The organism is Streptomyces sp. 2131.1, assembly GCF_900105515.1.
Taxonomy (GTDB): Bacteria; Actinomycetota; Actinomycetes; order Streptomycetales; family Streptomycetaceae; genus Streptomyces; species Streptomyces drozdowiczii.
In genome coordinates this window covers 269,198-295,105 of the sequence record NZ_FNSY01000001.1, presented here as the reverse complement: position 1 = coordinate 295,105, position 25,908 = coordinate 269,198, and the positions used below count along the sequence as shown (strand labels likewise).

General features: G+C 72.0%; 23 protein-coding genes. 10 read left to right on the top strand and 13 right to left on the bottom strand.

What is annotated here, in order from left to right:
• Positions 1 to 2: 2 nt before the first annotated feature.
• Positions 3 to 320, bottom strand: coding sequence for a hypothetical protein (locus tag BLW14_RS01505; protein ID WP_093703506.1), 318 nt, complete (start codon positions 318 to 320; stop codon positions 3 to 5).
• 201 nt (positions 321 to 521) lie between these two features.
• Between BLW14_RS01505 and BLW14_RS01500 the strand changes: the two genes are divergently transcribed.
• Positions 522 to 1,307 (top strand): PepSY domain-containing protein, encoded by a 786-nt coding sequence (locus BLW14_RS01500; protein WP_093703504.1) that lies wholly within the window; start codon positions 522 to 524, stop codon positions 1,305 to 1,307.
• A 53-nt stretch (positions 1,308 to 1,360) separates the two neighbouring features.
• On the opposite strand, the gene BLW14_RS01495 is transcribed toward BLW14_RS01500, so the two are convergent.
• Positions 1,361 to 3,262 (bottom strand): ABC transporter ATP-binding protein, encoded by a 1,902-nt coding sequence (locus BLW14_RS01495; RefSeq protein ID WP_093703502.1) that lies wholly within the window; start codon positions 3,260 to 3,262, stop codon positions 1,361 to 1,363.
• A 198-nt stretch (positions 3,263 to 3,460) separates the two neighbouring features.
• On the opposite strand from BLW14_RS01495, the gene BLW14_RS34390 reads away from it, so the two are divergent.
• Positions 3,461 to 3,622 (top strand): hypothetical protein, encoded by a 162-nt coding sequence (locus tag BLW14_RS34390; RefSeq protein WP_165946263.1) that lies wholly within the window; start codon positions 3,461 to 3,463, stop codon positions 3,620 to 3,622.
• Between the two features lie 208 nt (positions 3,623 to 3,830).
• Positions 3,831 to 5,663 carry an ATP-binding SpoIIE family protein phosphatase gene (locus BLW14_RS01490; protein WP_093703500.1) on the top strand — a complete coding sequence of 611 codons (1,833 nt, stop codon included), beginning with the start codon at positions 3,831 to 3,833 and terminating at the stop codon, positions 5,661 to 5,663.
• A 73-nt stretch (positions 5,664 to 5,736) separates the two neighbouring features.
• Here the strand turns inward: BLW14_RS01490 and BLW14_RS01485 are convergent, their stop codons facing one another.
• Positions 5,737 to 6,141 (bottom strand): YXWGXW repeat-containing protein, encoded by a 405-nt coding sequence (locus BLW14_RS01485; protein WP_093703498.1) that lies wholly within the window; start codon positions 6,139 to 6,141, stop codon positions 5,737 to 5,739.
• A gap of 124 nt (positions 6,142 to 6,265) precedes the next feature.
• Complete coding sequence (locus tag BLW14_RS01480; RefSeq protein ID WP_093703496.1) at positions 6,266 to 7,468, bottom strand: MFS transporter; 1,203 nt, start codon at positions 7,466 to 7,468, stop codon at positions 6,266 to 6,268.
• 81 nt (positions 7,469 to 7,549) lie between these two features.
• Between BLW14_RS01480 and manD the strand changes: the two genes are divergently transcribed.
• The gene (manD, locus tag BLW14_RS01475) at positions 7,550 to 8,764 is read left to right on the top strand and encodes a D-mannonate dehydratase ManD (RefSeq protein ID WP_093703494.1); all 1,215 of its coding nucleotides are present in this window, start codon (positions 7,550 to 7,552) and stop codon (positions 8,762 to 8,764) included.
• Positions 8,765 to 8,820: 56 nt separating this feature from the next.
• Here the strand turns inward: manD and BLW14_RS01470 are convergent, their stop codons facing one another.
• Positions 8,821 to 10,614 carry an ABC transporter ATP-binding protein gene (locus tag BLW14_RS01470; RefSeq protein WP_093703492.1) on the bottom strand — a complete coding sequence of 598 codons (1,794 nt, stop codon included), beginning with the start codon at positions 10,612 to 10,614 and terminating at the stop codon, positions 8,821 to 8,823.
• A gap of 84 nt (positions 10,615 to 10,698) precedes the next feature.
• Complete coding sequence (locus tag BLW14_RS01465) at positions 10,699 to 11,937, bottom strand: benzoate/H(+) symporter BenE family transporter (protein WP_093703490.1); 1,239 nt, start codon at positions 11,935 to 11,937, stop codon at positions 10,699 to 10,701.
• Between the two features lie 115 nt (positions 11,938 to 12,052).
• Between BLW14_RS01465 and BLW14_RS01460 the strand changes: the two genes are divergently transcribed.
• Positions 12,053 to 12,610, top strand: coding sequence for a helix-turn-helix domain-containing protein (locus BLW14_RS01460; RefSeq protein ID WP_093703488.1), 558 nt, complete (start codon positions 12,053 to 12,055; stop codon positions 12,608 to 12,610).
• 27 nt (positions 12,611 to 12,637) lie between these two features.
• Here BLW14_RS01460 and BLW14_RS01455 read toward each other — a convergent pair whose 3' ends face one another.
• From BLW14_RS01455 to BLW14_RS01445, 3 genes are all read right to left on the bottom strand, one after another.
• Complete coding sequence (locus BLW14_RS01455) at positions 12,638 to 13,228, bottom strand: N-acetylmuramoyl-L-alanine amidase (protein ID WP_093703486.1); 591 nt, start codon at positions 13,226 to 13,228, stop codon at positions 12,638 to 12,640.
• Positions 13,229 to 13,457: 229 nt separating this feature from the next.
• Positions 13,458 to 14,783 (bottom strand): SWIM zinc finger family protein, encoded by a 1,326-nt coding sequence (locus BLW14_RS01450; protein WP_093703484.1) that lies wholly within the window; start codon positions 14,781 to 14,783, stop codon positions 13,458 to 13,460.
• Positions 14,780 to 17,665, bottom strand: coding sequence for a DEAD/DEAH box helicase (locus BLW14_RS01445; protein WP_093703482.1), 2,886 nt, complete (start codon positions 17,663 to 17,665; stop codon positions 14,780 to 14,782). The genes BLW14_RS01450 and BLW14_RS01445 overlap by 4 nt, the downstream gene beginning before the upstream one ends.
• Positions 17,666 to 17,921: 256 nt before the next feature.
• On the opposite strand from BLW14_RS01445, the gene BLW14_RS01440 reads away from it, so the two are divergent.
• The 3 genes from BLW14_RS01440 to BLW14_RS01430 all read left to right on the top strand — a co-directional run bounded on the left by BLW14_RS01440 (position 17,922) and on the right by BLW14_RS01430 (position 19,824).
• On the top strand, positions 17,922 to 18,965 hold the full coding sequence (locus tag BLW14_RS01440; RefSeq protein ID WP_093703480.1) for an acyl-CoA desaturase: 1,044 nt from the start codon (positions 17,922 to 17,924) through the stop codon (positions 18,963 to 18,965).
• A 104-nt stretch (positions 18,966 to 19,069) separates the two neighbouring features.
• The gene (locus BLW14_RS01435; protein ID WP_093703478.1) at positions 19,070 to 19,252 is read left to right on the top strand and encodes a hypothetical protein; all 183 of its coding nucleotides are present in this window, start codon (positions 19,070 to 19,072) and stop codon (positions 19,250 to 19,252) included.
• A gap of 29 nt (positions 19,253 to 19,281) precedes the next feature.
• The gene (locus BLW14_RS01430) at positions 19,282 to 19,824 is read left to right on the top strand and encodes an MOSC domain-containing protein (RefSeq protein WP_256332638.1); all 543 of its coding nucleotides are present in this window, start codon (positions 19,282 to 19,284) and stop codon (positions 19,822 to 19,824) included.
• A 12-nt stretch (positions 19,825 to 19,836) separates the two neighbouring features.
• Here the strand turns inward: BLW14_RS01430 and BLW14_RS01425 are convergent, their stop codons facing one another.
• On the bottom strand, positions 19,837 to 20,757 hold the full coding sequence (locus tag BLW14_RS01425) for a hypothetical protein (RefSeq protein WP_093710613.1): 921 nt from the start codon (positions 20,755 to 20,757) through the stop codon (positions 19,837 to 19,839).
• A 118-nt stretch (positions 20,758 to 20,875) separates the two neighbouring features.
• Positions 20,876 to 21,184 (bottom strand): hypothetical protein, encoded by a 309-nt coding sequence (locus BLW14_RS01420; RefSeq protein WP_177153877.1) that lies wholly within the window; start codon positions 21,182 to 21,184, stop codon positions 20,876 to 20,878.
• A 110-nt stretch (positions 21,185 to 21,294) separates the two neighbouring features.
• On the opposite strand from BLW14_RS01420, the gene BLW14_RS01415 reads away from it, so the two are divergent.
• Positions 21,295 to 22,197, top strand: a complete 903-nt coding sequence (locus tag BLW14_RS01415) for an oxygenase MpaB family protein (RefSeq protein ID WP_093710612.1) — start codon at positions 21,295 to 21,297, stop codon at positions 22,195 to 22,197.
• 24 nt (positions 22,198 to 22,221) lie between these two features.
• On the opposite strand, the gene BLW14_RS01410 is transcribed toward BLW14_RS01415, so the two are convergent.
• Positions 22,222 to 22,731, bottom strand: coding sequence for a MarR family winged helix-turn-helix transcriptional regulator (locus BLW14_RS01410; protein ID WP_093703474.1), 510 nt, complete (start codon positions 22,729 to 22,731; stop codon positions 22,222 to 22,224).
• A gap of 91 nt (positions 22,732 to 22,822) precedes the next feature.
• Here BLW14_RS01410 and BLW14_RS01405 point away from each other — a divergent pair, with 91 nt between their 5' ends.
• Positions 22,823 to 24,934, top strand: coding sequence for an MMPL family transporter (locus BLW14_RS01405; RefSeq protein ID WP_093703472.1), 2,112 nt, complete (start codon positions 22,823 to 22,825; stop codon positions 24,932 to 24,934).
• Positions 24,935 to 24,992: 58 nt separating this feature from the next.
• On the opposite strand, the gene BLW14_RS01400 is transcribed toward BLW14_RS01405, so the two are convergent.
• Positions 24,993 to 25,568 carry a TerD family protein gene (locus BLW14_RS01400; protein WP_093703470.1) on the bottom strand — a complete coding sequence of 192 codons (576 nt, stop codon included), beginning with the start codon at positions 25,566 to 25,568 and terminating at the stop codon, positions 24,993 to 24,995.
• Positions 25,569 to 25,908: the final 340 nt, after the last annotated feature.

Sequence of the window (25,908 nt, the reverse complement as noted above, 5' to 3'; positions counted from 1 at the left end):
TGTCACTCCGCGGCGGCTTCGCCCGCCGCGTGTTCGGAGCCGGACTGCACCAGGGGCACCGTGGCCGCCGAACCCTGCCGTACCGCCTCGACGGCGGCCGCGTGCAGCGTACGGCTCGCTTCCTCCGACGGGCAGGGAACGGGACTGCCCGCCATGGTGAACCAGTCGGCCGCGTCGGTGTACTGCACGGTGATCTGTGCCGTGCCCTCCGCCCAAGTGGTGTGGATGGTCAGGTCACCGGACAGCGGCCCGACCTCCTCGGTGAGCACGCCGCCGTGCCCCGAATACACTCCGCGTGTTGTCCAGGACGCCCAGGTCATGCATTCAGGCTCGCACCAAAGCGTCCGGATCGCGAGCCGCGTGGACAGGGAATTCGGACTGTCGTCGCATCTTCGCCCCTCGTGCACAAAATCCCCCCGGCCCGCCGGGGATACGCAGGTCGGAACGGGAAGACGGTCGATCGGGTGACACTGCCCGGTCATTCCACATGCCGGGGCCGTACGGCGGTTAAGCATGCGGGCATGACACGTGACTCCCACGCCAAGAACACCGGATTCCTCCGTGCCCACCGGCTGCGCGCCGCGGGCGTCGCCTGCGTCGTGCTCAGCGCGGCCCTGCTGACCGGCTGCGGCCAGGACAGCGGCAGCGACTCCACGACCACGAAGACCTCCGAGGCCGCCCGCGCCGTGCCCGAGGCCACGAAGAGCCCGTCCCCCAGCGGGAGCGCCTCGCCCGGCCGGATGACCGAGGACCAGCAGGAACGCAAGGAACTGATCTCCGCCACCAAGGTCACCTACGACAAGGCCATCACCACGGCCGAGGGCGCGGTCAAGGACAGCAAGCTCATCGACCTGGAACTCAAGGGCCCGGGCGACACGGACGACGACGAGAGCGCGAGCCCCAGTCCCTCGCCGACCGGCAGCCCGTCGCCGACCGGCAGCGCCACGCCCGGCGCCGGACCGCAGTGGGTCGCAACCGTCGCCGACAAGTCCGGATCGAAGCACAAGGTCCGCATCGACGCCGTCTCCGGCAAGGTGGTCAGCTCGAGCGAGGACTCCGACCAGGACACCTCGGACAAGACGAAGACCGTCAAGCGGATGGCCGAGGCCAAGCAGACGCCCCAGCAGGCGGCGAAGGCGGCCCTGGCGAAGAAGAAGGGCACGGTGACGTCCCTCGACCTCGACGAGAACGACAAGAACGTCCTCGTCTGGAAGACCGACGTAGTCACCAAGGACTGGAAGAAGACGACCTTCGACATCGACGCGTCGAACGGCTCGATCACCCACGAGGAAACCGACAGCGACTGAGCGCCCCCCGCTCCGGGCCGCCCCCGGTCCACATGGACCGGGGGCGGCCCGCGTCAGACGGACGGTACGGTCTCCTCCCGCCCCTCCGGCGCGTCCGGTGACGCGAACTGGGTCCGGTACAACTCCTCGTACCGCCCGCCCGCCGCCAGCAGTTCGGCGTGCGTGCCCCGTTCCACCACCCGGCCCTCCTCGACGACCAGGATCAGATCGGCGGCCCGGACCGTCGACAGCCGGTGCGCGATCACCACGGCGGTGCGCCCCTCCAGCGCCTCGCCCAGCGCCTCCTGCACGACCGCCTCGGACGTGGAGTCCAGGTGCGCGGTCGCCTCGTCCAGGATGACAACCCGCTGCCGGGCAAGGAGCAGCCGGGCGATCGTCAGCCGCTGGCGCTCACCGCCGGACAGCCGGTAGCCGCGCTCACCCACGACCGTGTCGAGCCCGTCGGGCAGCGAGGCGACCAGCCCGTCGAGCCGGGAGCGCCGCAGGGCGTCCCAGATGTCGTCCTCGGACGCTCCGGGCCTCGCCAGCAGAAGGTTGGCGCGCACCGATTCGTGGAAGAGGTGCCCGTCCTGGGTGACCATGCCGAGCGTCTCGCGGATCGACTCGGCGGTCAGGTCGCGTACGTCGACGCCGTTCAGCCGTACCGCGCCCTCGTCGGTGTCATAGAGCCGGGGCAGCAGCTGGGCGATCGTCGACTTGCCGGCGCCCGACGAACCGACCAGGGCGACCATCCGGCCCGGCTCGGCCCGGAAGGAGACGTCGTGGAGCACGCGCGTACCGCCGCGGGAGTCCAGCGTCGCGACCTCCTCCAGCGAGGCCAGCGAGACCCTGTCGGCGGACGGGTAGCCGAAGGAGACCCCGTCGAACTCCACGGACACCGGCCCCTCGGGAACCGTGCGGGCGTCCGGCTTCTGGGCGATCAGCGGCTTCAGGTCCAGGATCTCGAAGACCCGCTCGAAGCTCACCAGCGCGCTCATCACCTCGACCCGGGCACCGGCGAGCGCCGTCAGCGGGGCGTAGAGCCGGGTGAGCAGCAGGGCCAGTGTCACGACTGCGCCAGGCTCCAGGGTGCCGCGCAGGGCGTAGTAGCCGCCCAGCCCGTACACGAGCGCCAGGGCCAGCGCGGACACCAGGGTCAGCGCCGTGATGAACGTGGACTGCGCCATCGCCGTACGGATGCCGATGTCGCGTACCCGTCCGGCCCGCGCCGCGAACTCGGCGGACTCGTCCGCGGGCCGGCCGAAGAGCTTCACCAGCGTGGCGCCGGGCGCGGAGAAGCGCTCGGTCATCTGTGTGCTCATCGCCGCGTTGTGCGCTGCGGCCTCGCGCTGCATCCGCGCCATGCGTGAGCCCATCCGCCGGGCCGGTACGACGAACACCGGCAGCAGCACCAGCGCGAGCAGGGTGATCTGCCAGGAGATGGTCAGCATCACCACGAGCGTCAGCACCAGCGTCACCATGTTGGAGACCACCCCGGACAGGGTGTTGCTGAACGCCCGCTGTGCGCCGATGACGTCGTTGTTGAGCCGGCTCACCAGCGCCCCGGTCCGGGTCCGGGTGAAGAAGGCGACCGGCATCCGCTGGACGTGGTCGAACACCGCCGTGCGCAGGTCCAGGATCAGCCCCTCGCCGAGCGTCGCCGACAGCAGCCGCGTCAGCAGTCCGAGGGCGGCCTCCGCCACGGCGATCACGGCGATCAGCAGGGCCAGCCGCACGACGGTGCCGCTCTCCTTGCCCTGGACGATCGCGTCGACCACCCGCCCCGCCAGCATCGGCGTCGCCACGGCCAGCAGGGCGGTGACCACGCTGAGCAGCAGGAACCGGTAGAGCTGCCGTCGGCGCGGCCGGGCGAAGGAGGCGATCCGGCGCACGGTGGCCCGGGAGAAGGGTCTGCGGTCCGCCTGTGCGTTGATCGCGCTGTGCAGCGACGACCAGGCGGTGACTTCCATGCTCATGCGGTGCCTCCAGGGCAGGACGGTTCGGTACGGCCCCGGCGGCCGGTGCGGGACCGGGTGCGGAGCAGAACGCTAGAAGCTCAAGCGGACTTGAGGTCAAACTCCGGGCCCCGTGCGGACCCGGCATCGGACCTGCGTAGAATCGGCCCCTGTTTCCGGCCGGACCACGGCATACACGACCGATTGAGGCAGTTCGACGTGAGTTTCACAGACAGTTCCCAAGCGCCCATCTACGCCGGTCTCGTCGAAGAGCACGGCGATGTGATGGCCGAGGTGCGGCGGGTGGCTGAAGAGACCATGCGCGAGGCCGACCAGGCCGTGGACTTCAGCGATATCCGCAGGTCAGCGGCTTACCGGTAATCCCCGAAGCCACCTGTTGGGGCGTGCGCCCGACCGTCCGCCGAGCCGTCGGTGACCCCTGACCGGCCCGGGCGGACGGCCCCGCCCCCCACCCGGCGTCCCGCACACCCGGGCGGCTCTTCGCTCACGTCTCGGACTGCGGACCCGGCTCTCCCGTCGGAGCATGGAACGAACAGTCGCCGACGACTTCGGGACGAAGGGAAGCCGGATGGGTGGTGAACGGCATGAGCCACCGACCGACGCGTTCGAGGCCGAGCTGGACCAGATCGAAGCGCTGAACCGGATGCAGGCGGCCGGTTCCGACCCGGCGGTGCCCCCGGGACCGGACAACGGGACCCGGGCGGGCGGCACTCCGGAAGAGGCCCGGCGCCGCGACTCCCTCCTGCTCTCGGCCGGACACGCGGTGGCCGCCGCCGACACCCTCGACGAGGCCCTGCGGCTCGCCGCCGGACTGTACGCCCCGGACTTCCCGCTGGACGGACAGTGCGTCTTCGGCGTCGCCGACGGCAACCTCACCGCGCTCGGGCAGTACGGCTTCCGGCCCGGCGGAGCGGGCCGTGGCTTCCGGATGCCCATGAACACCGGCTACCCGGCCGCCGAGGTGGCCAGGACCGGGCGCGCCGTCTACCTCGGCTCCACGGAGGAGTACCGCCGCCGCTTCCCGGCGACCTGGCACATGTCCGCCCGCAAGGGTCGCGAGTCGTGGGCCTTCCTGCCCCTGGTCACCGCCGGCCGGGTCGTCGGCGTCTGGCTCGCCGCATTCCGTACGCCCATGGACTTCGCGGCCGGCGAGCGCGCCCTGCTCACCGTCACCGGACGCATGATCACCCAGGTGCTCGAAAGGGCCCGCGCCAGCCGCGCCGAACTGGAGCTCTCACGCGGCCTGCGCCGCAGCATGCACACCACCGGGGCGGTCCTGACCGGACTGAGCGTCGCCACCCGCTACGTGCCGACCGGCGGCGGACTCATGGTCGGTGGGGACTGGTACGACAGCATCGACCTGCCGAACGGACGGATGGCCGTCGTCATCGGCGACGTCCAGGGGCACGACGTGCACGCCGCGGGGCTGATGGCCCAGCTGCGCACCGCCGTCCACGCGTACGCCGCCGAGGGACACGGCCCGGACGCCGTCCTCGCACGCGCCTCGCGCTTCCTGACCACCCTCGACGAGGACCGCTTCGCGACCTGCCTCTACATCGAGGCCGACCCCTCCACCGGCGACCTGCACATCGCGCGCGCCGGGCACCCGCACCCCGTCCTGCGCATGCCGGACGGCACCTGCGTCCTCAAGCACGTCAGCGGCGGGCTGCCGCTCGGACTGATGCCCGGCGAGGAGGACTACCCCGTAGACACCGTGCGCCTCCACGAGGGCGAGATCCTCATGCTGTGCACCGACGGTTTCATCGAGAACGGCGGCCACGACATGTACACCGGCTGGGTGCGGGTGCGCGACGCGTTCTCGCCCGGCCCCACCGACGACCTGGAGGGCATGGCCGACCGGCTCATGGCGGCCGTCCTCAGCCCCGGCCCCGGCGCGCGGGACGCGGTGGCGCGGGACGGCGACGACATCGCCCTCCTGCTGCTGCGCCGCGACGCCGTCCACGCCCGCGCCGAGATCAGCCAGCGCCGGCTGATGCTCACCGTCGGCCAGGACCAGGGCGAGGGGCTGGCCGAGGCCCGAGCGGAGCTGAAGGCGCTGCTGCACGACTGGGCGCGCCCGGACCAGATCGACACCGCCGTACTCCTGGCGACCGAACTCCTCGGCAACGTCCTCGTGCACACCGACCAGGACGGCGCGCTCAACGCCACCGTGTCCGGCGAGACCGGCACCCGCCGGCTGCTAGTCGAGGTCATGGACCGCGGCGACGAACTGCCCCACCAGCGGACCCCGGGCGAACTCGCGTCCTCGGGCCGCGGCCTGCTCCTGCTGGACATCCTCGCCGACCAGTGGGGCGTACGGCCCGAGCCCGAGGGGAAGACCGCCTGGTTCGCCCTCAACGAGGCCGCCTCGGGCGAACCCGGCGAAATTCCCGGCATCTGACCGTCCCGGGTGCCGCACGGCGCGATACCCGGGACTGGGGACGGCTCAGCGGCACTCGGCTGAGCGGCACGCCCTACCGGTGGCAGCTCCAGTGGCCCTTCACCCAGTGCGTGTCCCAGTGCCCGGGGACGTACACCTTGGTCCAGTGGCCCTTGACCCACTGGGGGTGGTGCGTCCAGTGGCCGGGCTGCCAGTGCCCGTGCCGGTCGTAGTGTCCCGGGTGCCACACCTTGTGGTCGGCGTAGTGGCCCTTCACCCAGTGTTTCGCCCAGTGGCCCTTGACCCACTGCTTCTGCCAGTGGCCTTGTTGCCAGGTGCAGCGGTCGTGGTGGTGGGTGGTCACGGCGGACGCAGCGGCCGGGGTGTGAGCCGGGGCGGCCTCGGCGGTCGCGGCGGTGCCCAGGGCGGCCCCGCCGGCGAGCAGACCGGTCGCGGCGGCGCCGGCCAGCAAGCGGCGGACTCGGGTGGAAGCGGTCATCTGACACACCTTCCTCGTGTCGGAGCGGACCCCCGAGCCCTGCGAAGAGAAAGTCGCGAAGACATAAATATAGCCCGAATGGGGGAATATGGCCCTTGCGTCCGAATGGGCTGCCCGCCGCGGGTCACGCCCGGGCCGGTGTCCTGAGCGCCGCGTACGTCCCCGAAACGGCAGCCAGAAGCATCACGCACCCGGTGAACACGAGCCCCGCGTCACGCAGCCCCACCGCCGTGGCCAGCGCGCCCACGCCGACCACGGGCACCGAGATCCCCGTGTACGCGACGACGAAGAACGCCGAGATCGTGCCGCCCCGGTGCTCGGTGGGAGCGGCGTCGCTGACCAGCGTGAGGGCGGCCCGGAACGCGAGCCCCTGCCCGATGCCGCCGCAGACCGCGCCGAGCACGAGCAGCACCAGCGACTTCGCGAGCAACGACGACGCCACCAGCAGCAGCCCCGCGATCAGCACGGCGCACCCGATCGGCAGCGCTCTACGCGCTCCGATGCGAGGGGCGAGCGACTGCCCGATCGTCGAGGCGCAGAACACCGAGAACACCACCGCGCCCGTCACCGCCAGGTTGTGCACGCCCAGCGCCTCGGCCGCGAAGCTCGGCGCGACCGCCGTGAACAGGCCGAGCAGCGCGAACCCGGCGAAGGCGGCCAGCGCGGCCGGCACGAACACGCCCCTCACCTCCGCGGGCACCCGTACACCCTGCGGTTCGAGGCGTGGCCACCGCCGCGGTCCGGCCACGGTCTCCGCCAGCCGCCAGGTGATGACGCAGGCGACGGCCACCAGCCCCAGGTGGACCCAGAACGGCAGAGAGAGCGGCCAGGGCGTGTACTCGGCGAGCACTCCGGAGAGCAGCGGGCCGCAGCCCAGGCCGCCCATGTTCGCGGCCGTGGCGGCGAACCCGGCACGCGCCCGCTGTCCAGGGCCGGCCAGTTCGATGACCGCCGCCGTCGCCGCGCCGCTCAGCAGCCCGGCCGCGCCGCCGGACAGCACCCGCCCGGCGAAGAGCAGGGGCAGCCCGCTCTCCAGAAGGAAGCAGCCCGCACTCGCGGCGGACAGCGCCATCGCGGCCAGCAGCACGGGTCTGCGGCCCACCTTGTCCGAGTAGTTGCCCGCCACCAGGAGCACGGAGATGACCGCGACCGCGTACACGGCGAAGACCACGGTCACCATCAGCTCGGAGAAGCCGATCTCCTTCTGGTAGAGCCCGTACAGCGGGGTAGGCAGTGTGGTGCCGGCCATGCCGATGGCGAACACGACCGCCGCTGCCGCGTACCCCGCCCGGCGCCCGCTCACCCGTCCCGTATTCTCACGCACCATCACGCACGCCACTCTATGCAGCGGGCGGCCGCCGGTCGGAGCGACGGGCTGCCGCGCGCCGCAGTCCGAAAGAGAGCCACCATGAGGATCGTCGACGCGAAGGTCGTCGTCACCAGCCCCGGCCGCAACTTCGTGACGCTGAAGCTGACGACCGACGAGGGCGTCACCGGCCTCGGCGACGCCACGCTCAACGGCCGGGAGCTCGCCGTCGTCAGCTACCTCACCGACCATGTGGCCCCCCTGCTCATCGGCCTGGACCCGCACCGGATCGAGGACACCTGGCAGTACCTGTACCGGGGCGCCTACTGGCGGCGCGGCCCGGTCACGATGGCCGCCGTCGCCGCCGTGGACGTCGCGCTGTGGGACATCAAGGCGAAGGCCGCGGGCCTGCCGCTCTACCAGCTGCTCGGCGGCGCCTCCCGCGACCGCCTCGCCACCTACGGCCACGCCAACGGGCGCGACATCCCCGAACTCCTCGACTCCGTACGGGCGCGGCTGGCCGAGGGCTACCCCGCCGTCCGCATCCAGACGGGCATCCCCGGCCTCAAGGCCGTCTACGGGGTGCACACCACCGACGAACAGGGCGCGCGCGTCCTCCACCAGCAGGCCCGGCCCCTGGTCGAGGACTGGGACACCGACGCCTACCTGCGGCACACCCCCTCGGTGTTCGAGGCGGTACGGGCGGAGTTCGGCGCGGAGATACCGCTGCTGCACGACGCCCACCACCGCCTCACACCCATTCAGGCGGCCCGCCTCGGCAAGGACCTGGAGCGGTACCGCCCGTTCTGGCTGGAGGACTGCACACCCACCGAGAACCAGGAGGCGCTGCGGCTGGTGCGCCGGCACACCACCACGCCCCTCGCGACCGGCGAGGTCTTCAACACGGTGTACGACTACCAGACGCTGATCACCGAGCAGCTCATCGACTACGTGCGCTCAGCGGTCACCCACTTCGGCGGCGTCACGCCGCTGCGCAAGCTCTTCGACTTCGCCGCGCAGTACCAGATCAGGAGCGCGATCCACGGCCCCGAGGACATCTCCCCGGTCGGCATGGCCGCGGCCGTCCACCTCGGCCTCGCCGTCCACAACTTCGGCATCCAGGAGTACTCGGGCCACAACGCGCTGACCCAGGAGGTGTTCCGGCACGCCTACACCTTCACCGACGGCCACCTGCACCCCGGTGACGCGCCCGGCATCGGCGTCGAGCTCGACGAGGAACTCGCGGCGGCGCACCCGTACGAGCAGACGTATCTGCCGGTCAACCGGCTGCGCGACGGCACCGTCCACGACTGGTGACCGCGCCTGACCGGTGACCGGGGGAGGGGCCCCGGATGCCCGGGACCCCCTCCGCCCTACGGGAACGCCGGCTGGAGACCCGCGTACACCCCGTGGCGCCCCAGCAGTTCCTCATGCGTACCCACCTCCGAGATCCGGCCGCCCTCCATGACCACGATGCGGTCCGCGCCTTGGATGGTGGAGAGGCGGTGGGCGACGACGAAGACGGTCCGGCCGTGCACCAGCCGGGACAGCGCCTCCTGAACCAGCGCCTCCGAGCGGTTGTCCAGCGCCGAGGTGGCCTCGTCGAGGACCAGGACCCTCGGATCGCGGATCAGCGCCCTGGCGATGGCGAGACGCTGCTTCTGGCCGCCCGAGAGACGGGCGCCGCGCTCGCCGACCACCGTGTCGAGGCCCTGGGGGAGCCGGCGGACGAACTCCATGGCGTTGGCGTCCTCCAGCGCGCTCAGCAGCGTCGCCTCGTCGGTGCGCCCCAGACCGTACGTGACGTTGTCGCGGATGCTGCCCTCGAAGAGGATCGACTCCTGCGGCACGACCGACAGGAACCGGCGGTAGCTGCGCAGGTCGAGCCCGGCCATGTCGGTGCCGTCGAGCAGGATGCGGCCCGAGGTCGGGCGGATGAACCCGATGAGCAGGTTGAGCACGGTCGACTTGCCCGCGCCCGACGCGCCCACCAGGGCGATCGTCTCGCCCGGCCGTGCCGACAGCGTGAACCCGTCGACGGCCGGCGGGGCGTCGTCGTACGCGAAGGCCACGTCCTCGAAGTCGATGCGACCGGTGACCCGCTCCACCTGTGCCTTGCCCGCGTTGCGCTCCAGGTCGGGCGCCTGGAGGACCTCGCCCGCCGAACGGACCGACTCCAGCCCCTTGGTGAGGATCGGTGCGAGCCCCAGGAGCGTGGTCACCGAGCCGGTCAGCACGGTGAAGAAGGCGCTCAGCATGACGACGTCACCGGCGGTGACGGGCATCCAGCCGTGGTACGCCACCAGCGCGGACCCGGTGAGGCACAGCACGCCGAGCGTGTTGAGGATGACCCAGGCCAGCGATCCGAAGCGGCCGTTGAGCATGTCCAGACGCAGCCCGGCGGCGAACACCTGCCGCAGCGAGCCGTCCACCCGGCCGAGCGCGGTCCGCTCCAGGCCGTGTGCCCGGGTGATGGGGATGAGGGTGGTCATCTCGCCGACGCGTGAGGACAGCTGCTCGACCTCGCGGCGGAAGGACTCGTTGTGGCTGCGCAGCCGGCCGCGCAGCTTCATCACGAGGAACCCGGCGGCGGGGACGACCACGAGGAAGACGGGCAGGAAGGACGGAACCCGGAGACCGATGACGACGAGGCCGCCGACCAGCGTCACGACGGCGCCGAGCCCCATGTCGGCGCTCTGCTGCACCATCTGCTCGACCGCTTCGACGTCGCGGACGACCTTGGCCTGGAGCACGCTCGAACTGACCCGGGCGTGGTAGCCGACGGACAGCTGCTGCATCCGGCGGCACAGGGCCGAGCGCAGGGTGATGCCCATGCGGCGGATGCTGCCGCCGAGGCATCGCACGTACCACTGGTGGAGCGGGTAGTTGAGGACGAGGATGAACAGGAGGAGCCCGGTCGCCTTCCACAGTTCGGACTCCGGGCCGTGCTGGACCACCACGTCCAGCACCGTCGCGGTGATCAGCGGCAGCAGCCATATGGGGCTGTGCTTCACGGTGAAGAGGACGACGGCGAGAGCCAGGCGGCCGCGGTCCGGGCGGAGGAGGAGGGCGAGGGTGCGGACCGGGTGTTCGCCGCGGTAGCGGTGGTCCAGGTGATCGAAGGGCGCCAGGGATTCGGCGGAGGGTGGGGATACCGCTTTCTGCATGCCACCATCCCACCCTGCGGCCGATGCCCGGGGCAACTGTGTTCCACGGACGGGACACGGGCGGGGGGAGGGCGGCGGAAGCGGTCAGCGGACGGGCAGTTCACGGGGCTGTTTCTCCGGTGCCGGGTCCTCGGGGACGGACCGGCCGGGGCGCCCCAGCGAGGCGACGGCGCTGGTGACGAGGCCGGCCAGCAGCCCCCAGAACGCGGAGCCGATGCCCAGCAGCGTCACGCCCGACGCCGTCGCGAGGAAGGTGACCACGGCCGCCTCCCGCGACTCCTTGGCGGAGAGCGCCGAGGCCAGCGAGGACTCGATCGTCGCGAGCAGCCCGACGCCCGCCACGGCCATCACGAGTTCGTGCGGCATGGCCGTGAGCAGCGAGGCGACGGTCGCCCCGAGCAGCCCGACGCAGAGATAGAAGAACCCCGCCCACACGGCGGCCAGATAGCGCTTGTCCCGGTCGGGGTGCGCCTCCTCGCCGGTGCAGATGGCGGCGGTGATGGCGGCGAGGTTGAGGCCGAAGGCCCCGAAGGGTGCCAGCACGGCGTTGGCCGCGCCGGTCCAGGTCATCAGCGGCGAGACCGGCACGTCGTACCCGGAGGCGCGCAGCACGGCGACACCCGGCAGGTTCTGCGAGGCCATCGTGACGACGAACAGCGGTGCGCCGACGCTGACGAGGACCTTCCAGTCGAACTCCGGAGCGGTGAAGACCGGTGTGGCCAGGGAGAGCCGGACCCGGCCGGTATGCCAGCCCCCGGTGAACAGGGTGGCCACCACCCCGGCGGCCAGCGCCAGCAGTACCGCGTACCGCGGCAGCAGACGACGGCCCAGCAGAAAGACGACGAACATCGGGAACGCGACCGCGAAGCTGCCGCCCATGGTGCTGAACAGGCCCATGCCGAACCGCAGCAGTACCCCGGCGAGCAGCGCTGCGGCCAGCGGCACGGGAATACGGCTCATGGCCCGGGCGAACCACCCCGTCACACCGCTCACCAGGATGAGCAGCGCCGAGAAGATGAAGGCACCGACGGCCTGCGGCAGGGAGACGCCGGTCAGACCCGTCGTCAGGAGTGCGGCCCCGGGCGTCGACCACGCGGTCACGACAGGTGCCCGGTGACGCAGTGACAGACCCGCGCACGTGCAGGCCAGACCGACACCGAGGGCGAGCATCCAGGACGAGATCTCGCGCGCGTCGGCCCCGGCGGCCTTCGCGGCGGTGAACACCAGCGCCGCCGAGCTGGTGACCCCGACCAGCACGGCGATCAGCCCCGCGGCCACGGCGGAAGGAGGTGCGGCCGCACGTATGCGGGTCAACGAGGACATGAGTGAGCCACTTCCGGGAGCCGCCGGGTGTTCCGTATACGGAACGTTCTGTTTATGGAACACTAGAGACGCGGGCCGGTGCCCGTCAACCACGACAGCGAGCAGGCGGACGACGATGGGGCTGAACGAAGACGTGGGGCGCAGGCTGCGCACCCTGCGCCAGGACTCGGACGTCTCCCTCTCGGAGCTGTCCAGGCTCTCGGGGGTGGGCAAGGGCACGCTCTCCGAGCTGGAGAGCGGCCGGCGCAACCCCACGCTGGAGACTCTCTACGCCCTCGCCACCGCCCTCGGCCGTCCCCTCAGCGCGGTGCTCAGCGACCCGCTGCCCGGTGGAGCCCCCGTCGGAAGTCGCTCAGGTGTCTCGGGCAGCGCCGTCACCGCGATCCTGATGGAGCGGTACGAGGACGGGGGAGCGGTCACCGATGTGTTCCGGGTGACCATTCGCGCCGGCGCGGTCCAGGAGTCGGAGGCGCATGTGCCGGGCACGACCGAGAGCCTGATGGTGCTTGCGGGCACCGCCGTCGTCGGGCGGCCGGGAGCCCTCGGCACGGTCGGGCCCGGGGACTCCGCGCGATGGACGGCCGACGAGCCCCATGTCTACAGCGCGCCCGACGGCGATGTGCAGGGCATCCTCTTCGTACGCAGCCCGGTCCCGGGGGCGGAGCGGAGCTGAGCGGCCCCGCCCCGCCGGGAGCGTTGCTCAGCCGGTGCCGAGGAGATTGACCAGGCGGATGTAGCGCACCCAGTCCCAGTTGGGGCCCGGGTCGGTGTGGTCCGTGCCCGGGACCTCGACGTGGCCGAGGATGTGCGCGCGGTCCTTGGGGATGTTGTGGCGGTCGCAGATGGAGGCCGTCAGCAGCGCCGACTGCTCGTACATCGAGTCCGTGAAGTACGAGGGCTGGTCCACCCACCCCTCGTGCTCGATGCCGATGCTGCGAGTGTTGTAGTCCCAGTTGCCCGCGTGCCAGGCGACGTCCTTCTCCCGCACGCACTGGTCGATGTAACCGTCGCCCGAGCGCACCACATAGTGCGCCGACACCTGCTTGGCGGGGTTCTGGAAGATGGACACCGTCTGGGAGAACGTCTCCTGGGTGACATGGATGATGACGTAGTCGACGGGGTAAGCCGACGGGCGCGAGGACACCGTGTAGTTGGACGTCGAAGCGGGAACCCAGTGCGCCGCCGGATAGTCCACGGCTCCCGTGGTCGCCGCGGTGGCCCGGACGGAGGCGGGAATCAGCGCGCCCGCCGCCGCGACCACGGCGCCCTGGAGGATTCTTCTGCGGTCCATGCGTACTCCTGTGGAGGGTCGGATGGGCAGGGGGATGCGGATGGTGCGGGACCGCGCACGGCCACCGGGCGGCCCGTCCGGTGACCGGAAAACGCTGTCCGAAGTGCGGCCGAGCCGTGCGCGGGCCCTACCGTACGGGCGCCGCGCATGTCACGGAAGACGGGAGGATACCCAAATCCTGTCCATCAGCCGGGATGTGACGGCCCGTCGAAAACGTGTCGACCGGCCGTCAGGTACCTTCCGCCTCCGCCCACGCGGCAGCCGGGTCGTCGTCGGCCGGGCCCGCCGGGAACCACTGACCTTCCTGCCTGCGGTACGGGTACCAGCGGCCGTCGGGTCCGTAGCGGAGCTGCAGGCCGCCGTCCGCCGCCGTCCAGCGGTTGTTCTCGGCCCGCAGCCGGGGAGCCTCGTCCTCCTCCCACGCCTCGGCAAGACCGGTCCTCGCCCGGGCCAGGTTCTCGCCGTCCAGGGGCCGGTCCTCGTCGAGCACGGACAGCGCGGTCGCGCCACCGTACCGCCAGGCGGCGACGGCGGCCGGGAACCCGGCGCGCGGGCGCCCCGAGCCGGACGCCAGCCGGTTCACGATCCACGGCTCCGGACGGGCATCGGCGGCCAGCCGGACCGCGTCCTGGCGCACGGTCAGCCCCTCGGCCACGGGCCGCTCTTCGTGGCCCGGGGCCAGGGCCTCGGCCAGCATCCGGTGGGCCCGGGCGGCGGCGTCCCTCGCCAGCGTCTCCAGCGCCGTCGGGTCCACGCCCGTCTCGGGCTCGGCCTCCGTGTCGAGCGAGGGGGCATCGCCCGGCGCCCCGGGAAGCTCCGGCGGGGCCGGCAGCGCGGGCAGGATCCCGCCCGCCGCGAACGCCTGCGCCGCCGGTACGCCGACTACCACCGGGCCCCGCACCCGCTCCTCGGGGACCGTCGGGTCCTCCGGCACCACGATCCGCTCCTGGAGCTCGTCCAGCAGCCGCCGCTCGCCCCGCCCCCGCATCAGCAGCAGCACGAACGGGTCCTGGTCGAGCAGCCGGGCGACCTGGTAGCAGAGGGCAGCGGTGTGCGGGCAGTGGTCCCACGCCTCGCAAGTGCACTCCGGCTCCAGGTCACCGATGCCGGGGAGCAGGTCGACCCCGGCCGCCGCCGCGTCCTCGACCAGATGCGGCGGCATCTCGCGGTCGAGCAGCGCGGCGATGTGGCCCGCACGCTCGACCGCCATGCCCAGAAAACGGTCCCACTCCTGCTCGTCCAGCTCCTGGAGCAGCACATCGCTGCGGTACGTGCTTCCGTCCCGCTCGCTGACCACCGCCGTGATCCGGCCGGGCCGCACCGACACGGCGCCGACGCGGCCCTCACGGGCGACGCGCCGCCCCTCCTTCAACTGCCGGAGGTCCAGAGCGGTGTCCTCCAGCGCCTTCAGCCACGCCTTGCCCCACCATGAAGCCGCGAAACCACGGCCCGGCGCCGGGGGCAGGGCGGCGAAGGTGCGCTCCTGCGCGGAGAGCCCGTCCTTCCGCTCCTCGCCCGTCTCGGCGAAGTCGTCCGTCTCGTATCCGTCCCTCATCGAGTCCCCCCTCGAAGTTCCACCAGATCGGCCAGCTCGGCGTCGCTCAGCTCGGTCAGCGCGCTCTCGCCCGAACCCAGCACCGCGTCCGCGAGCCCCTGCTTGCGGGCCAGCATGTCCGCGATCCGGTCCTCGATCGTCCCCTCGGCGATCAGCCGGTGGACCTGCACCGGCTGGGTCTGCCCGATCCGGTACGCACGGTCGGTGGCCTGCGCTTCGACCGCCGGGTTCCACCAGCGGTCGAAGTGCACCACATGGCCCGCCCGGGTCAGGTTGAGCCCGGTGCCCGCGGCCTTCAGCGACAGCAGGAACACCGGCGCCCCGCCCGCCTGGAACCGGTTCACCATCTCCTCCCGCGCGGCCACCGGGGTGCCGCCGTGCAGGAACTGCGTGCCGATGCCGCGCGCCGCCAGGTGCCGCTCCAGCAGCCGGGCCATCGCCACGTACTGCGTGAACACGAGGACCCCGGCCCCCTCCGCCACCATGGTGTCCAGCAGCTCGTCGAGCAGTTCCAGCTTCCCCGAACGGCCCGCGATGCGCGGCTCCTCCTCCTTGAGGTACTGCGCCGGGTGGTTGCAGATCTGCTTGAGCGACGTCAGCAGCTTCACCACGAGACCGCGCCGGGCCATCCCGTCCGCCTCCGCGATCGCCGCCAGCGTCTCCCGTACCACCGCCTCGTAGAGCCCCGCCTGTTCCGGCGTCAGCGACACCGCCCGGTCCGTCTCCGTCTTCGGCGGCAGCTCCGGGGCGATACCGGGGTCGGACTTGCGCCGGCGCAGCAGGAACGGACGCACCAGCGCACCGAGCCGCTCGGCCGCCCCCGGGTCGCCGCCCTCCACCGCACGCGCGTACCGGTTGCGGAACGTGCCGAGCCGGCCCAGCAGCCCGGGCGTCGTCCAGTCGAGGATCGCCCACAGCTCGGAGAGGTTGTTCTCCACCGGGGTGCCGGTCAGCGCCACCCGCGCGCCGGCGCCGATGGTGCGCAGTGCGCGGGCTGTCGCCGAGTACGGGTTCTTCACGTGCTGCGCCTCGTCCGCGACGACCATGCCCCACCGCGTTGCGGCGAGCTTCGGGGCGTCCAGCCGCATCGTCCCGTACGTGGTGAGGACGAAACCGCCGTCCGCCAGGTCCTCCAGGCCGCGCGCGGCGCCGTGGAAGCGGCGGACCGGGGTGCCCGGGGCGAACTTCTCGATCTCGCGCTGCCAGTTGCCCATCAGCGAGGTCGGACAGACCACGAGTGTGGGCCCGGCACCGCCCTCGACGGTCTGGCGGTGCAGATGCAGGGCGATCAGGGTGATCGTCTTGCCGAGCCCCATGTCGTCGGCGAGGCAGCCGCCGAGGCCGAGCGAGGTCATGGTGTGCAGCCAGTTCAGGCCGCGGAGCTGGTAGCCCCGCAAGGTCGCGGTGAGCGCGGCCGGCTGACCGACGGCCGGTTCCTCGTCCGGCCGGCCCGCGGGATCGGCGACCCGCTTGCGCAGCCGCTCCAGCCAGCCCGTCGCCCGCACCTCGACCCGCCGCCCGTCGACCTCGGCGGAACCGGTCAGGGCCGCCCCCAGCGCGTCGATCGGGGAGACCTTGCGGTCCTGGGTCCGCCGGGCCCGCCGCGCCTCGTCGGGATCGATGAGCACCCACTGGTCGCGCAGGCGCACCAGCGGCCGGCCCGCCTCGGCCAGCCGGTCCAACTCCTCCCGGCTGAGCTGCTGGTCGCCGAGTGCGAACCACCAGTTGAAGGTGAGCAGGGCGTCGGACGACAGCAGTGGCGCGGCGTCCGAGACGTTGCGCGAAAGACCCCGGGGCGCGGCGCCGTCCTCGTCCTCGTCCTCCGGGCCGATCACCGCGCGCGCGCTGAGCTTGCGGGCCGTCAGCTCCCTGGGCCAGTGGACCTGGACGCCGGTCGCGGCGAGCGCCCGGGCGGCGCCGCCCAGCAGTTCCGTGATCTCCTCGTCGGCCGGCTCCACCGCGTCGGGCACGGCCGCCGACAGCAGCGGGGTCAGCGTCGGCCAGGCCCGTGCGGCCCGGCGCAGCATCAGCAGGGTGTCCATCCGGGCCCGCGGTCCGAAGGCGGCCGCGGCCGGACCGCCGCCGGCCCAGATCTCGGCGGCGTCGGCGACCACGGCCGCGTCGTTGACGCTGTGGATCTGCGGAACCACGCGGAACGACGGCCCCGAACCCGGCTCGTCGTCCCGGTCGAGCCCCGTCACCTCCACGCGCAACGACAGCCGCACGCCCGCGTCGTGGCCCGCAGCGACATCGGCGGCCCAGGCGCGGTGGGCGGGCAGGCGCTGCGGCTCCGGTGCGGTGAACGCGGGCGAGCCGGCGGCGATCGGGGCCGCGGGCGTCCGGGGGAGGGAGTCGGCGACCGCGTCGAGGAACGCCCGTACCAGCCCCTCCGGCTCGGGCAGGAGCAGCGGCCGGGCCGCCGCGTCGAGGGGCACGGCGTGAGCCGTGGGCGGCATGGACGCGGCAAGCGTGCGGATGCGCGTGCGGTCGTCCGCCGCCAGCGGTCCGGACCGCCAGGCGTCGTGGTCCGTCGCGCTCAGCCCGGGCAGGAGGAGGCCGCGGGCGGCGAACTGGAGGGCCAGCAGTCCTGCCGCGCCCCAGAACGCCACGGCCGGGGAGGCACCGGCCGACGCCCGCGCACGCGTCAGCACGGGCAGTGCGTCACCCACCGGAAGCAGGCGTGCCGGCACCTCGTAGGGCAGGCCGTCGGCGTCGGCCACCGTCAGCGTGCCGGTCTCGCCGGGGCCGTCGGGCGGACTGCTGCCGTCGGGGTGCCAGAAGGCCAGGCGGCCGGTGCGGGAGGGGTCCGAGGGCAGGAAGACCACGGAACAGCCGGCCAGTGCGGAGATCTCGGAGGGGGAAACGGCGGGGAGGCTGTGCACAGCGATGTCAGAGTCCTCAAATTTGACTAGCCGACTGAGGTCGCCGAGGGTACCCCAACTCCCGCGACGAAGGACTCCCCGAGCCTGTGATATGGGTCACCCGCCGACCGCGGTGGTGGTGCCGGCCGGTGCAGGCGGACCCCCGTGACGTCAGGGGGCTGGCACCACCACACCTCGGGTGGTGGCGCCATGGTTCACCCGCCCCCTCCGACCGTACGTTTCCTGAGGTCGGAGCGGATTCGAGACCGGAGACATCATGCCCCAGGCCACCCTTGCCGTCGCGGAACGCACGAACGACGGAACCGGAAAACCAGGAAGCGACTTCGCGCCCCTGCTGCGCGCGGTCAGGGCGAGGGGACTCCTCGAACGGCGCACCGGCTGGTACGCCGCGGGCATCACCGTCAACCTGCTCGCCCTGGCGGCCGTGGTCACCGGCATCGTCCTCCTCGGCAACACCTGGTGGGTTCTGCCGCTCGCCCTGCCCCTCGCTCTCTGCTGGTCCCGCACCGCGTTCGTCGGACACGACGCCGGGCACGCCCAGATATCCGGCAACCGCCGGGCGAGCCGGGCCATCGGCCTGTTCCACGCCAACCTGCTGCTGGGTATGAACGAGGCGTGGTGGAACGACAAGCACGTACGCCATCACGCCAACCCCAACCACGTCGACAAGGACCCGGACGTCGGCGTGGGAGCCCTCGTCTGGACCCAGAAGCAGGCTGCCCAGCGCGAGGGCTTCGCCCGCTGGCTCACCCGCAACCAGGCCCGCCTGTTCTTCCCGATGCTGCTCCTGGAAGGCATCGCGCTGAAGATCTCCGGGTTCCAGTACCTCAAGCAGCAGCCCGTGCGCGAGCGCGCCCTCTCCGCCCTCCTCCTCGTTGCGCACCTCGGCCTCTACGCCGCCCTCCTGCTCGCCGTCATGTCCCCGGGCAAGGCGATCGTCTTCGCCCTGGTGCACCACGCGCTCTTCGGCCTCCACCTCGGCATGGCCTTCGCGCCCAACCACAAGGGCATGGAGATGCCCGACCCCGAAGGGGACCGCTGGGACCACCTGCGCCGCCAGGTCCTCACCTCGCGCAACGTACGCGGAGCGGCCCTCACCGACTGGTTCCTCGGCGGCCTCAACTACCAGATCGAACACCACCTCTTCCCGAGCATGCCCCGGCCCCACCTGCGCCTCGCGCAGCCTCTCGTCAAGGCGCACTGCGCGGAGCTGGGCCTGCCGTACGCGGAGACCGGACTCGTCGAGTCCTACCGGCAGGCGCTCACCCATATGCACGAGGTCGGTGCGCCGCTGCGGTGACCGGCGGCGGGCTCTTACGGGCAATCGGGAACCAGGAACCGATGAGGACGCGCAGGCGTTCTCATCATCAGAGGCGGCCACAGGCCGCGAAGGAGGCGTGGACGATGTCGAACAGCGCGAAAGTAGCCATCGGGGGAGTCGTCGTCGCAGTCGTCCTGATGCCGTTCATCGGGTTCTGGCTGTCCCTGCTGGTGCTCGTCGGAGTCCCCGCGCTCGCCTATCTCGCCCTGGATCCGGGCCAGCGCCGGCGGCTCCGTAGGATCACACGCAGGGAGATCGGCCGCTGAGGGCTGGTCGCTGAGAGGGGATTCCCGCCGTGAGTGGCTTCGTGACGGCCGTCAGCAGGAACGAGACCTACAGCTTCACCAAGCCGAACCGCGACAGCGTGACGCTGCTCGCCGGCCTCGGCGTGGAAGGCGACGTGCACGCGGGGGTGACGGTCAAGCACCGCTCCCGGGTCGCCCAGGACCCCACCCAGCCCAACCTGCGCCAGGTCCACCTGATCCACGAGGAGCTGTTCGACGAGATCCGCGGGGCGGGCTTCGAGGTGGCGCCCGGCGAGCTCGGGGAGAACGTGACCACGCGCGGCATCGACCTGCTGGCCCTGCCGGTCGGCACGCGGCTCCACCTCGGCGAAGAGGCCGTCGTCGAGGTCACCGGGCTGCGCAACCCGTGCCTCCAGATCGACAACTTCCGGACCGGCCTCCTCAAGCGGGTCGTCGGCCGGGACGAGGCCGGCAACATAGTCCGCAAGGCCGGGATCATGAGTGTCGTCGTCACGGGTGGCGTGGTCGGCCCCGGTGACCGGGTGACGGTCGAGCTCCCTGCCGAGCCCCACCGCCCGCTCGAACGCGTCTGATCCCTCCGGCGGTCAGGACGGTCGTACGGCCAGCGCGTCCAGCCCCGTGAGCAGCCCGGGCAGTTCCGGTCCGCGCCCGACCGGCAGGATCTCGCCCGGCACCTCGTCCAGGAGCAGGAAGGCGATGTCGTCGGTCCGGGCCACCATCGACCAGCCGGGGCCGTCGGCCCGGATCATCCGGGCGTCCCCGGGCGCGAAGGAGGACCGGACGCGGCCGGGCGGCGGCGGATCGTCGAGGTAGCCGCGCGCTTCGGCGAGGGCGCGTCGGATGCCGGGGTGCGAGACAGGCGGCTCGGCCTCGGGGGCCTGGGGCTCGGCGTCGGGGGCTTCGTCGGCTGCCGCGGTCTCCTGTTCCTGGGAGGCTCGGCCGTCGTCGTCGCCGGCGGTGGCCGCTGCCCCGTCCTCGGGGGCTTCCTCGCCGGTCGGGGCGGACGCGGGGTCGTCCATCTGGCCGCGCCAGTCGGCCCACTGCGAGGCGATGGCGTCCGCGCCCAGCCGGCGCTGGGCCGGCCCCCACGTCTCGGTGTCCGGAGGCGTCAGCGGGGCGATGTCCTCGCCGACCGTCTCCGGATCGGGGTCGTGCGGCGCGGGCACCCCGGGCGCGGCGACGGCGACGGCGAGCGGCCAGCCGGGGAGCGCGCAGACCACCGAGCGGTCGTCCGGCGACAGGTCGTACTCCATGCCGCAGTCCCAGGACGCGATGGCCACCGCCACCAGCGAGACGTCGTCGACGACCACGGTCCACCGGGCGCCGTCGCCGTCCTGGCCGAGGACCAGCCCGTACCCCTCGGCATACGGCTCCAGCCGCAGCGCCGCACACGCCGCGGGGTAGTCGTCCCCGAGCACGCCGGGAAACTGTGCGGGTGTCAGCAGGATCGCGGTCAGCACAAACAGTGCGTCGTCGTCGGCGACTGTGTCGTCCGTCCCGGCCACTGCACCCTCCTCGTCCGTCATGATTTCCGTCGGCGCACCCTAACCAGTGGGTAACCCCCTCGTCGAGGCCCTGACAAGGCAGAACATCCGGTCGGGGTGCGCTGCAGCGACGGCCGGCTCAGGCGTGGGACAGCCCCAGCAGCTCCCGCGCCACCGTCTGCGGCGATTCGCCCCGCTCACGGGCCAGCGCGATCAGCGCCCGGCAGGCCAGTTCGCTGACGCCGAAGGACAGCTGCTCGGGCGACACCCAGCCGCTCGCCTCGTCCATCCGCTCCTCGTCGTCCTCCGCAGAGGCCGCGACGAACGTCGCCGCCGCTTCGAAGAGGTTGTGCTGCCGGCGCACCGGAGCCGGTGCGGCCTCGGCCGTACGACCACCTCTGCGGCCCGGGGCCACGGCTCTGCGCAGAGCGCGGAATATCTCGGTCATGGGGGAACCGCCTTCCGTCAACACGGCGACGCGCGTGCGTCCGCGTGTACTCACGGTCTTGCCCCCGGACGTACGCTGGGACACTCGACGTGGACAAGGGGGACGGTGCGGTGAAGCGTTACGACCGGCTGAAGGAGATCCAGCGCCTCGACCCGGAGCGGGACTTCCTGGAGATCTACCGGATCACCGCGACATACGAGTTCCCCTGGGACATCACCCGCGCTCTCGAACTCGCCCTGTACCGCACGTACGCCGTCCCGAGCATCGGCGGACTCCTCGCCGAGACAGCGGAACTGACGGGCCGTTCGCAGAAGCGGTACGACGACACCGCGCTGCTCCTGGACACGGTCGTCGAGCACGGCTTCGACAGCCACCCGGGACGCACGGCGCTGCGCCGTATCAACCGCATGCACGCCGCCTACGAGATCAGCAACGACGACATGCGCTACGTCCTGTGCACCTTCGTCGTCACCCCGAAGCGGTGGCTCGACGCGTACGGCTGGCGCAGGCTGTGCGACCACGAGCTGCGGGCCTTCGCCGCGTACTACAGGACCCTCGGCGCGCACATGGGCATCAAGGACCTGCCTCGGACGTACGAGGACTTCGAGCGCACCCTGGACACCTACGAGGACGCGCACTTCGGCTGGGACGAGGGCGCCCGGGAGGTCTCGGACGCCACGCTGGAGCTGATGGCCTCCTGGTACCCGCGCCCTCTCGCCCCGCTCGCGCGCGGCGCGAGCCTCGCGCTCCTGGACGACTCGCTGCTGCGGGCCTTCCGCTACGAGCGCCCCACGCCCGCCGCCCGGGCCCTCACCCGGGGAGCGCTGCGGCTGCGCGCCCGCGCCGTACGCCTGCTGCCGCCGCGGACCACGCCGCACTACGCGCGGCAGAACCCGGAGATCAAGGGCTACCCGGGCGGATACGAGGTGGCCGCGCTCGGCACGTACCCCACTCCGGGCGTCCGCGGCTGCCCCGTCCGCGATCTCGCACGACCGGAGGCCGCCGCGGAGTGAGTGGGGGCGGGCGGCTGCCCGGCCCTACCGTCTCGGCTCGGTGCGGCGCAGCTGCCCCAGCTCCTCGTTCATCACTTGCAGGAAGCGGATCACGACCCGTAGTTCGTCCTCGTCGAACTGTCGCCGCGCCGCCTCCGTGCCCGCCGCCAACGGCTTGAAGAAGTCGCGCGCCACGTGTTTCGCGGCGGCCGCGTAGTGAAGATGCACCACCCGCCGGTCGCCGCCGTCGCGCACTCGACGGATGTGCCCCGCGCGCTCCAGGCGGTCCAGACACGCCGTCACCGCCCCCGAGGTGAGATCCAGCTGTTCGCGCAGCCGCCCCGGCGTCATGGCGCGTCCCTCCTCGCTCCGGTCCGCGTCGAGGATGGCGACGAGCGCCTGCACATCCGTCGGATGCAGCCCCTGGGCCTGCGCGAACTCATGCGTGATGCGGTTGAACTCGCTGTTCATGCGGCGCAGCAGCACAGCGAACGACTGGAGGCCCGTGGGCCCGCCGTCCGTGCCTCTGTCCGGGGTCTCGTCTGCTGTGCGCATGCCTCTACAGTAATATCTCTCAATCATTGAGATAATGAATGAACGAGAGACTTTGGGAAACGTTTGTCATGTGTCGACCCCTGAGGAAGCAATGAAGCCCCAACCGCGGCACCGCGTCGTCCGATGGCTGGTGCCCGTAGCGCTCCTGGTCGTGTGGCTCGGTATCGGAGGGGCCCTGGGCCCCTTCGCCGGGAAGCTCGGCGAGGTGGCCACCAACGACCGTGCGGCGTTCCTGCCCCGAAGCGCCGAGTCGACCAAGGTCGCGGACGAGCAGAAGGCATTCCAACGGTCCGGGACCGTGCCCGCGATCGTCGTGTGGACGGGCGGCGAGAACGGACTTCCGGGTGACGCCGGAGCGGCGGCGACCAAGGCGCTCGCCTCCCTGTCCGGTAAGCCCGGCGTGGTCGGCAAGCCCTCGCCCGCGCTGCCGTCCGAGGACGGCGAGGCCCTCTCCGGCGTCGTGCAGTTGCGCTCCGACCTGGGCGACGAACTGCCGGACACACTCGACCGGGTGCGCGGCGCGGCCGATTCGGTGACGGGTACCACCGTTCGAATCGCCGGCCCCGCCGCCACCCAGGCCGACCTCAAGGACGCCTTCGCCGGAATCGACGGGCTCCTCCTGGGGGTGGCGCTGGCCGCCGTGCTGCTGATCCTCCTGCTGGTCTACCGCAGTGTGCTGCTGCCCTTCCTGATCATCATCAGCGCCGTCCTCGCGCTCGCGCTCGCCTGCGCGATCGTCTACGTCCTCGCGGACCACGACGTCGTCCTCGTGGACGGTCAGGTGCAGGGCATCCTGTCGATCCTCGTCATCGGCGCGGCCACGGACTACGCGCTCCTGCTCACCGCGCGTTTCCGGGAGGAGCTGGCGGGTCACGGCGACCGGACGACCGCTGCCCTCTCCGCGCTGCGCCGCTCCTTCGGCGCGATCACCGCGAGCGCCGCCACCGTGGCCCTCGGACTCCTCGCGCTGCTGCTCAGCGATTTGACGAACAACCGCGCTCTGGGGCCCGTCGGAGCCATCGGCATCGTCTGCGCGGTGCTGAGCACGATGACGTTCCTGCCCGCCGTGCTGGTGCTGTGCGGCCGGGCGGCGTACTGGCCGGCGAAGCCGCGCGCCGTGGACGAGGCGACCGGCGGGCACGGCGTCTGGCGCCGGATCGCCGCGCGCGTCGACGGGTCCCCGCGCAAGGTATGGCTGTCCTGCGCGGCCGTCCTGATCGCCTGCGCGGCTTTCGCGCCCACCCTGAAGTCGCACGGCGTGCCGCTGGACGAGATCTTCGTCAACGACGCCCCGTCCGTCTCCGCTCAGGCGACGCTGAGCAAGCACTTTCCGGGCGGCTCCGGCAACCCGGCCGTCGTCATCACGAAGGTGGGCCGTGCCGACGAGGTGACCGCGGCGGCCGAGGCGACGCCCGGTGTGGCCTCCGCCGCGCCCGTCACGGCGTCCGGCCGGCCCGGCGGCGGCAAGCCGCTCGTCGTCGACGGCCGGGTGCGCGTCGACGTGACCCTGAAGGACGCGGCGGACAGCGAAGCGGCCACGGAGACCGTCAAGCGCCTGCGTAACGCCGTCCACGCCGTCTCCGGTGCCGACGCACTCGTCGGGGGCTACACGGCGCAGCAGTACGACACCCAGCGCACCGCCGAGCGCGACCGCTCGATCATCGTGCCGGTGGTCCTCGTCATCATCCTGCTGATCCTGATGGGCCTGCTGAGGTCCGTCCTGGTGCCGGTGCTGCTGGTGGCCACCGTGGGCCTCAACTTCCTGGCGACCCTCGGGGTCTCGGCCCTGGTCTTCAAGCACGCCTTCGGCTTCAGCGGCACGGACGCGTCGGTGCCGCTGTACGGATTCGTGTTCCTGGTGGCGCTCGGCGTCGACTACAACATCTTCCTGATGTCCCGGGTGCGCGAGGAGGCGCTGGAACACGGGGCGCGTCAGGGGATGCTGAGGGGACTGGTCAGCACGGGCGGCGTCATCACGTCGGCAGGGGTGGTGCTGGCGGCCACCTTCGCCGCGCTGATCGTCATCCCGCTCGCTTTCCTCGCGCAGATCGCGTTCATCGTGGCCTTCGGCGTCCTGCTGGACACGTTGGTCGTGCGGTCGCTGCTGGCCCCGGCGCTGGTCGTGGACATCGGCCCCGGGGCCTGGTGGCCGAGCGCCATCAGCCGTACCGCACGGGAATCGAAGCCCTCGGCCTCGGGCTGACGGCCGGGCGAACGAAACCGGCCCGGCCTCCGCCGACGCGGAGCCGGGCCGGCCGTGCTCAGACGTTGACGCCGAAGTCCTTCGCGATACCCGCCAGGCCGGAGGCGTACCCCTGGCCGACCGCACGGAACTTCCACTCGCCGCCGTGCCGGTACAGCTCGCCGAACACCATCGCGGTCTCCGTCGACGCGTCCTCGCTGAGGTCGTACCGGGCCAGCTCCACACCGTTGGCCTGGTTCACGACGCGGATGAACGCGTTGCGCACCTGGCCGAAACTCTGCCCCCGGCTCTGCGCGTCATGGATGGAGACCGGGAAGACTATCTTCGCGACCTCGGCGGGGACGGCCGCGAGGTTCACGTTGATGGACTCGTCGTCGCCCTCGCCCTCACCCGTCAGGTTGTCCCCGGTGTGCTGGACGGAGCCGTCCGGGCTGTTGAGGTTGTTGTAGAAGACGAAGTGCAGGTCCGAGACGACCTTGCCGCTCTCCGCGCACAGCAGCGCACTGGCGTCGAGGTCGTGGTCGGCGCCGGTCGTCGTCCGTACGTCCCAGCCCAGGCCGACCGTCACCGCGGTCAGGCCGGGCGCCTCCTTCGACAAGGAGACGTTGCCGCCCTTGGCCAGGGTCACACCCATGAACTTCCTCCAATGATCCAGTGGTTCACCGACCGGTGCTCGCGCGATTCCGGCGGGCCGCGGTCCGGCCACCGCCCGGAACGAACGGCGGCCGTGCCCCACTCTTCAGGAATCGCGAGGATTTGCCCAGGGCGCGGGCGGTGTCCGGCCCGATTGCTCGGTGGGTGGACGGGGGAGACGCCTCATTCCTCGTCGCCCCACGGTCTCTTCCGGTCAATGTTTCCCGTGGTCCTGTGCGGACAGGGGATCGGATCGACGATGGTGAAGCGTGGTGGCGCAGGAGACCACCGCAGTTCACGACCAGAAAACCGCACAACAGCACGACCGTGCGGGCGCGGCC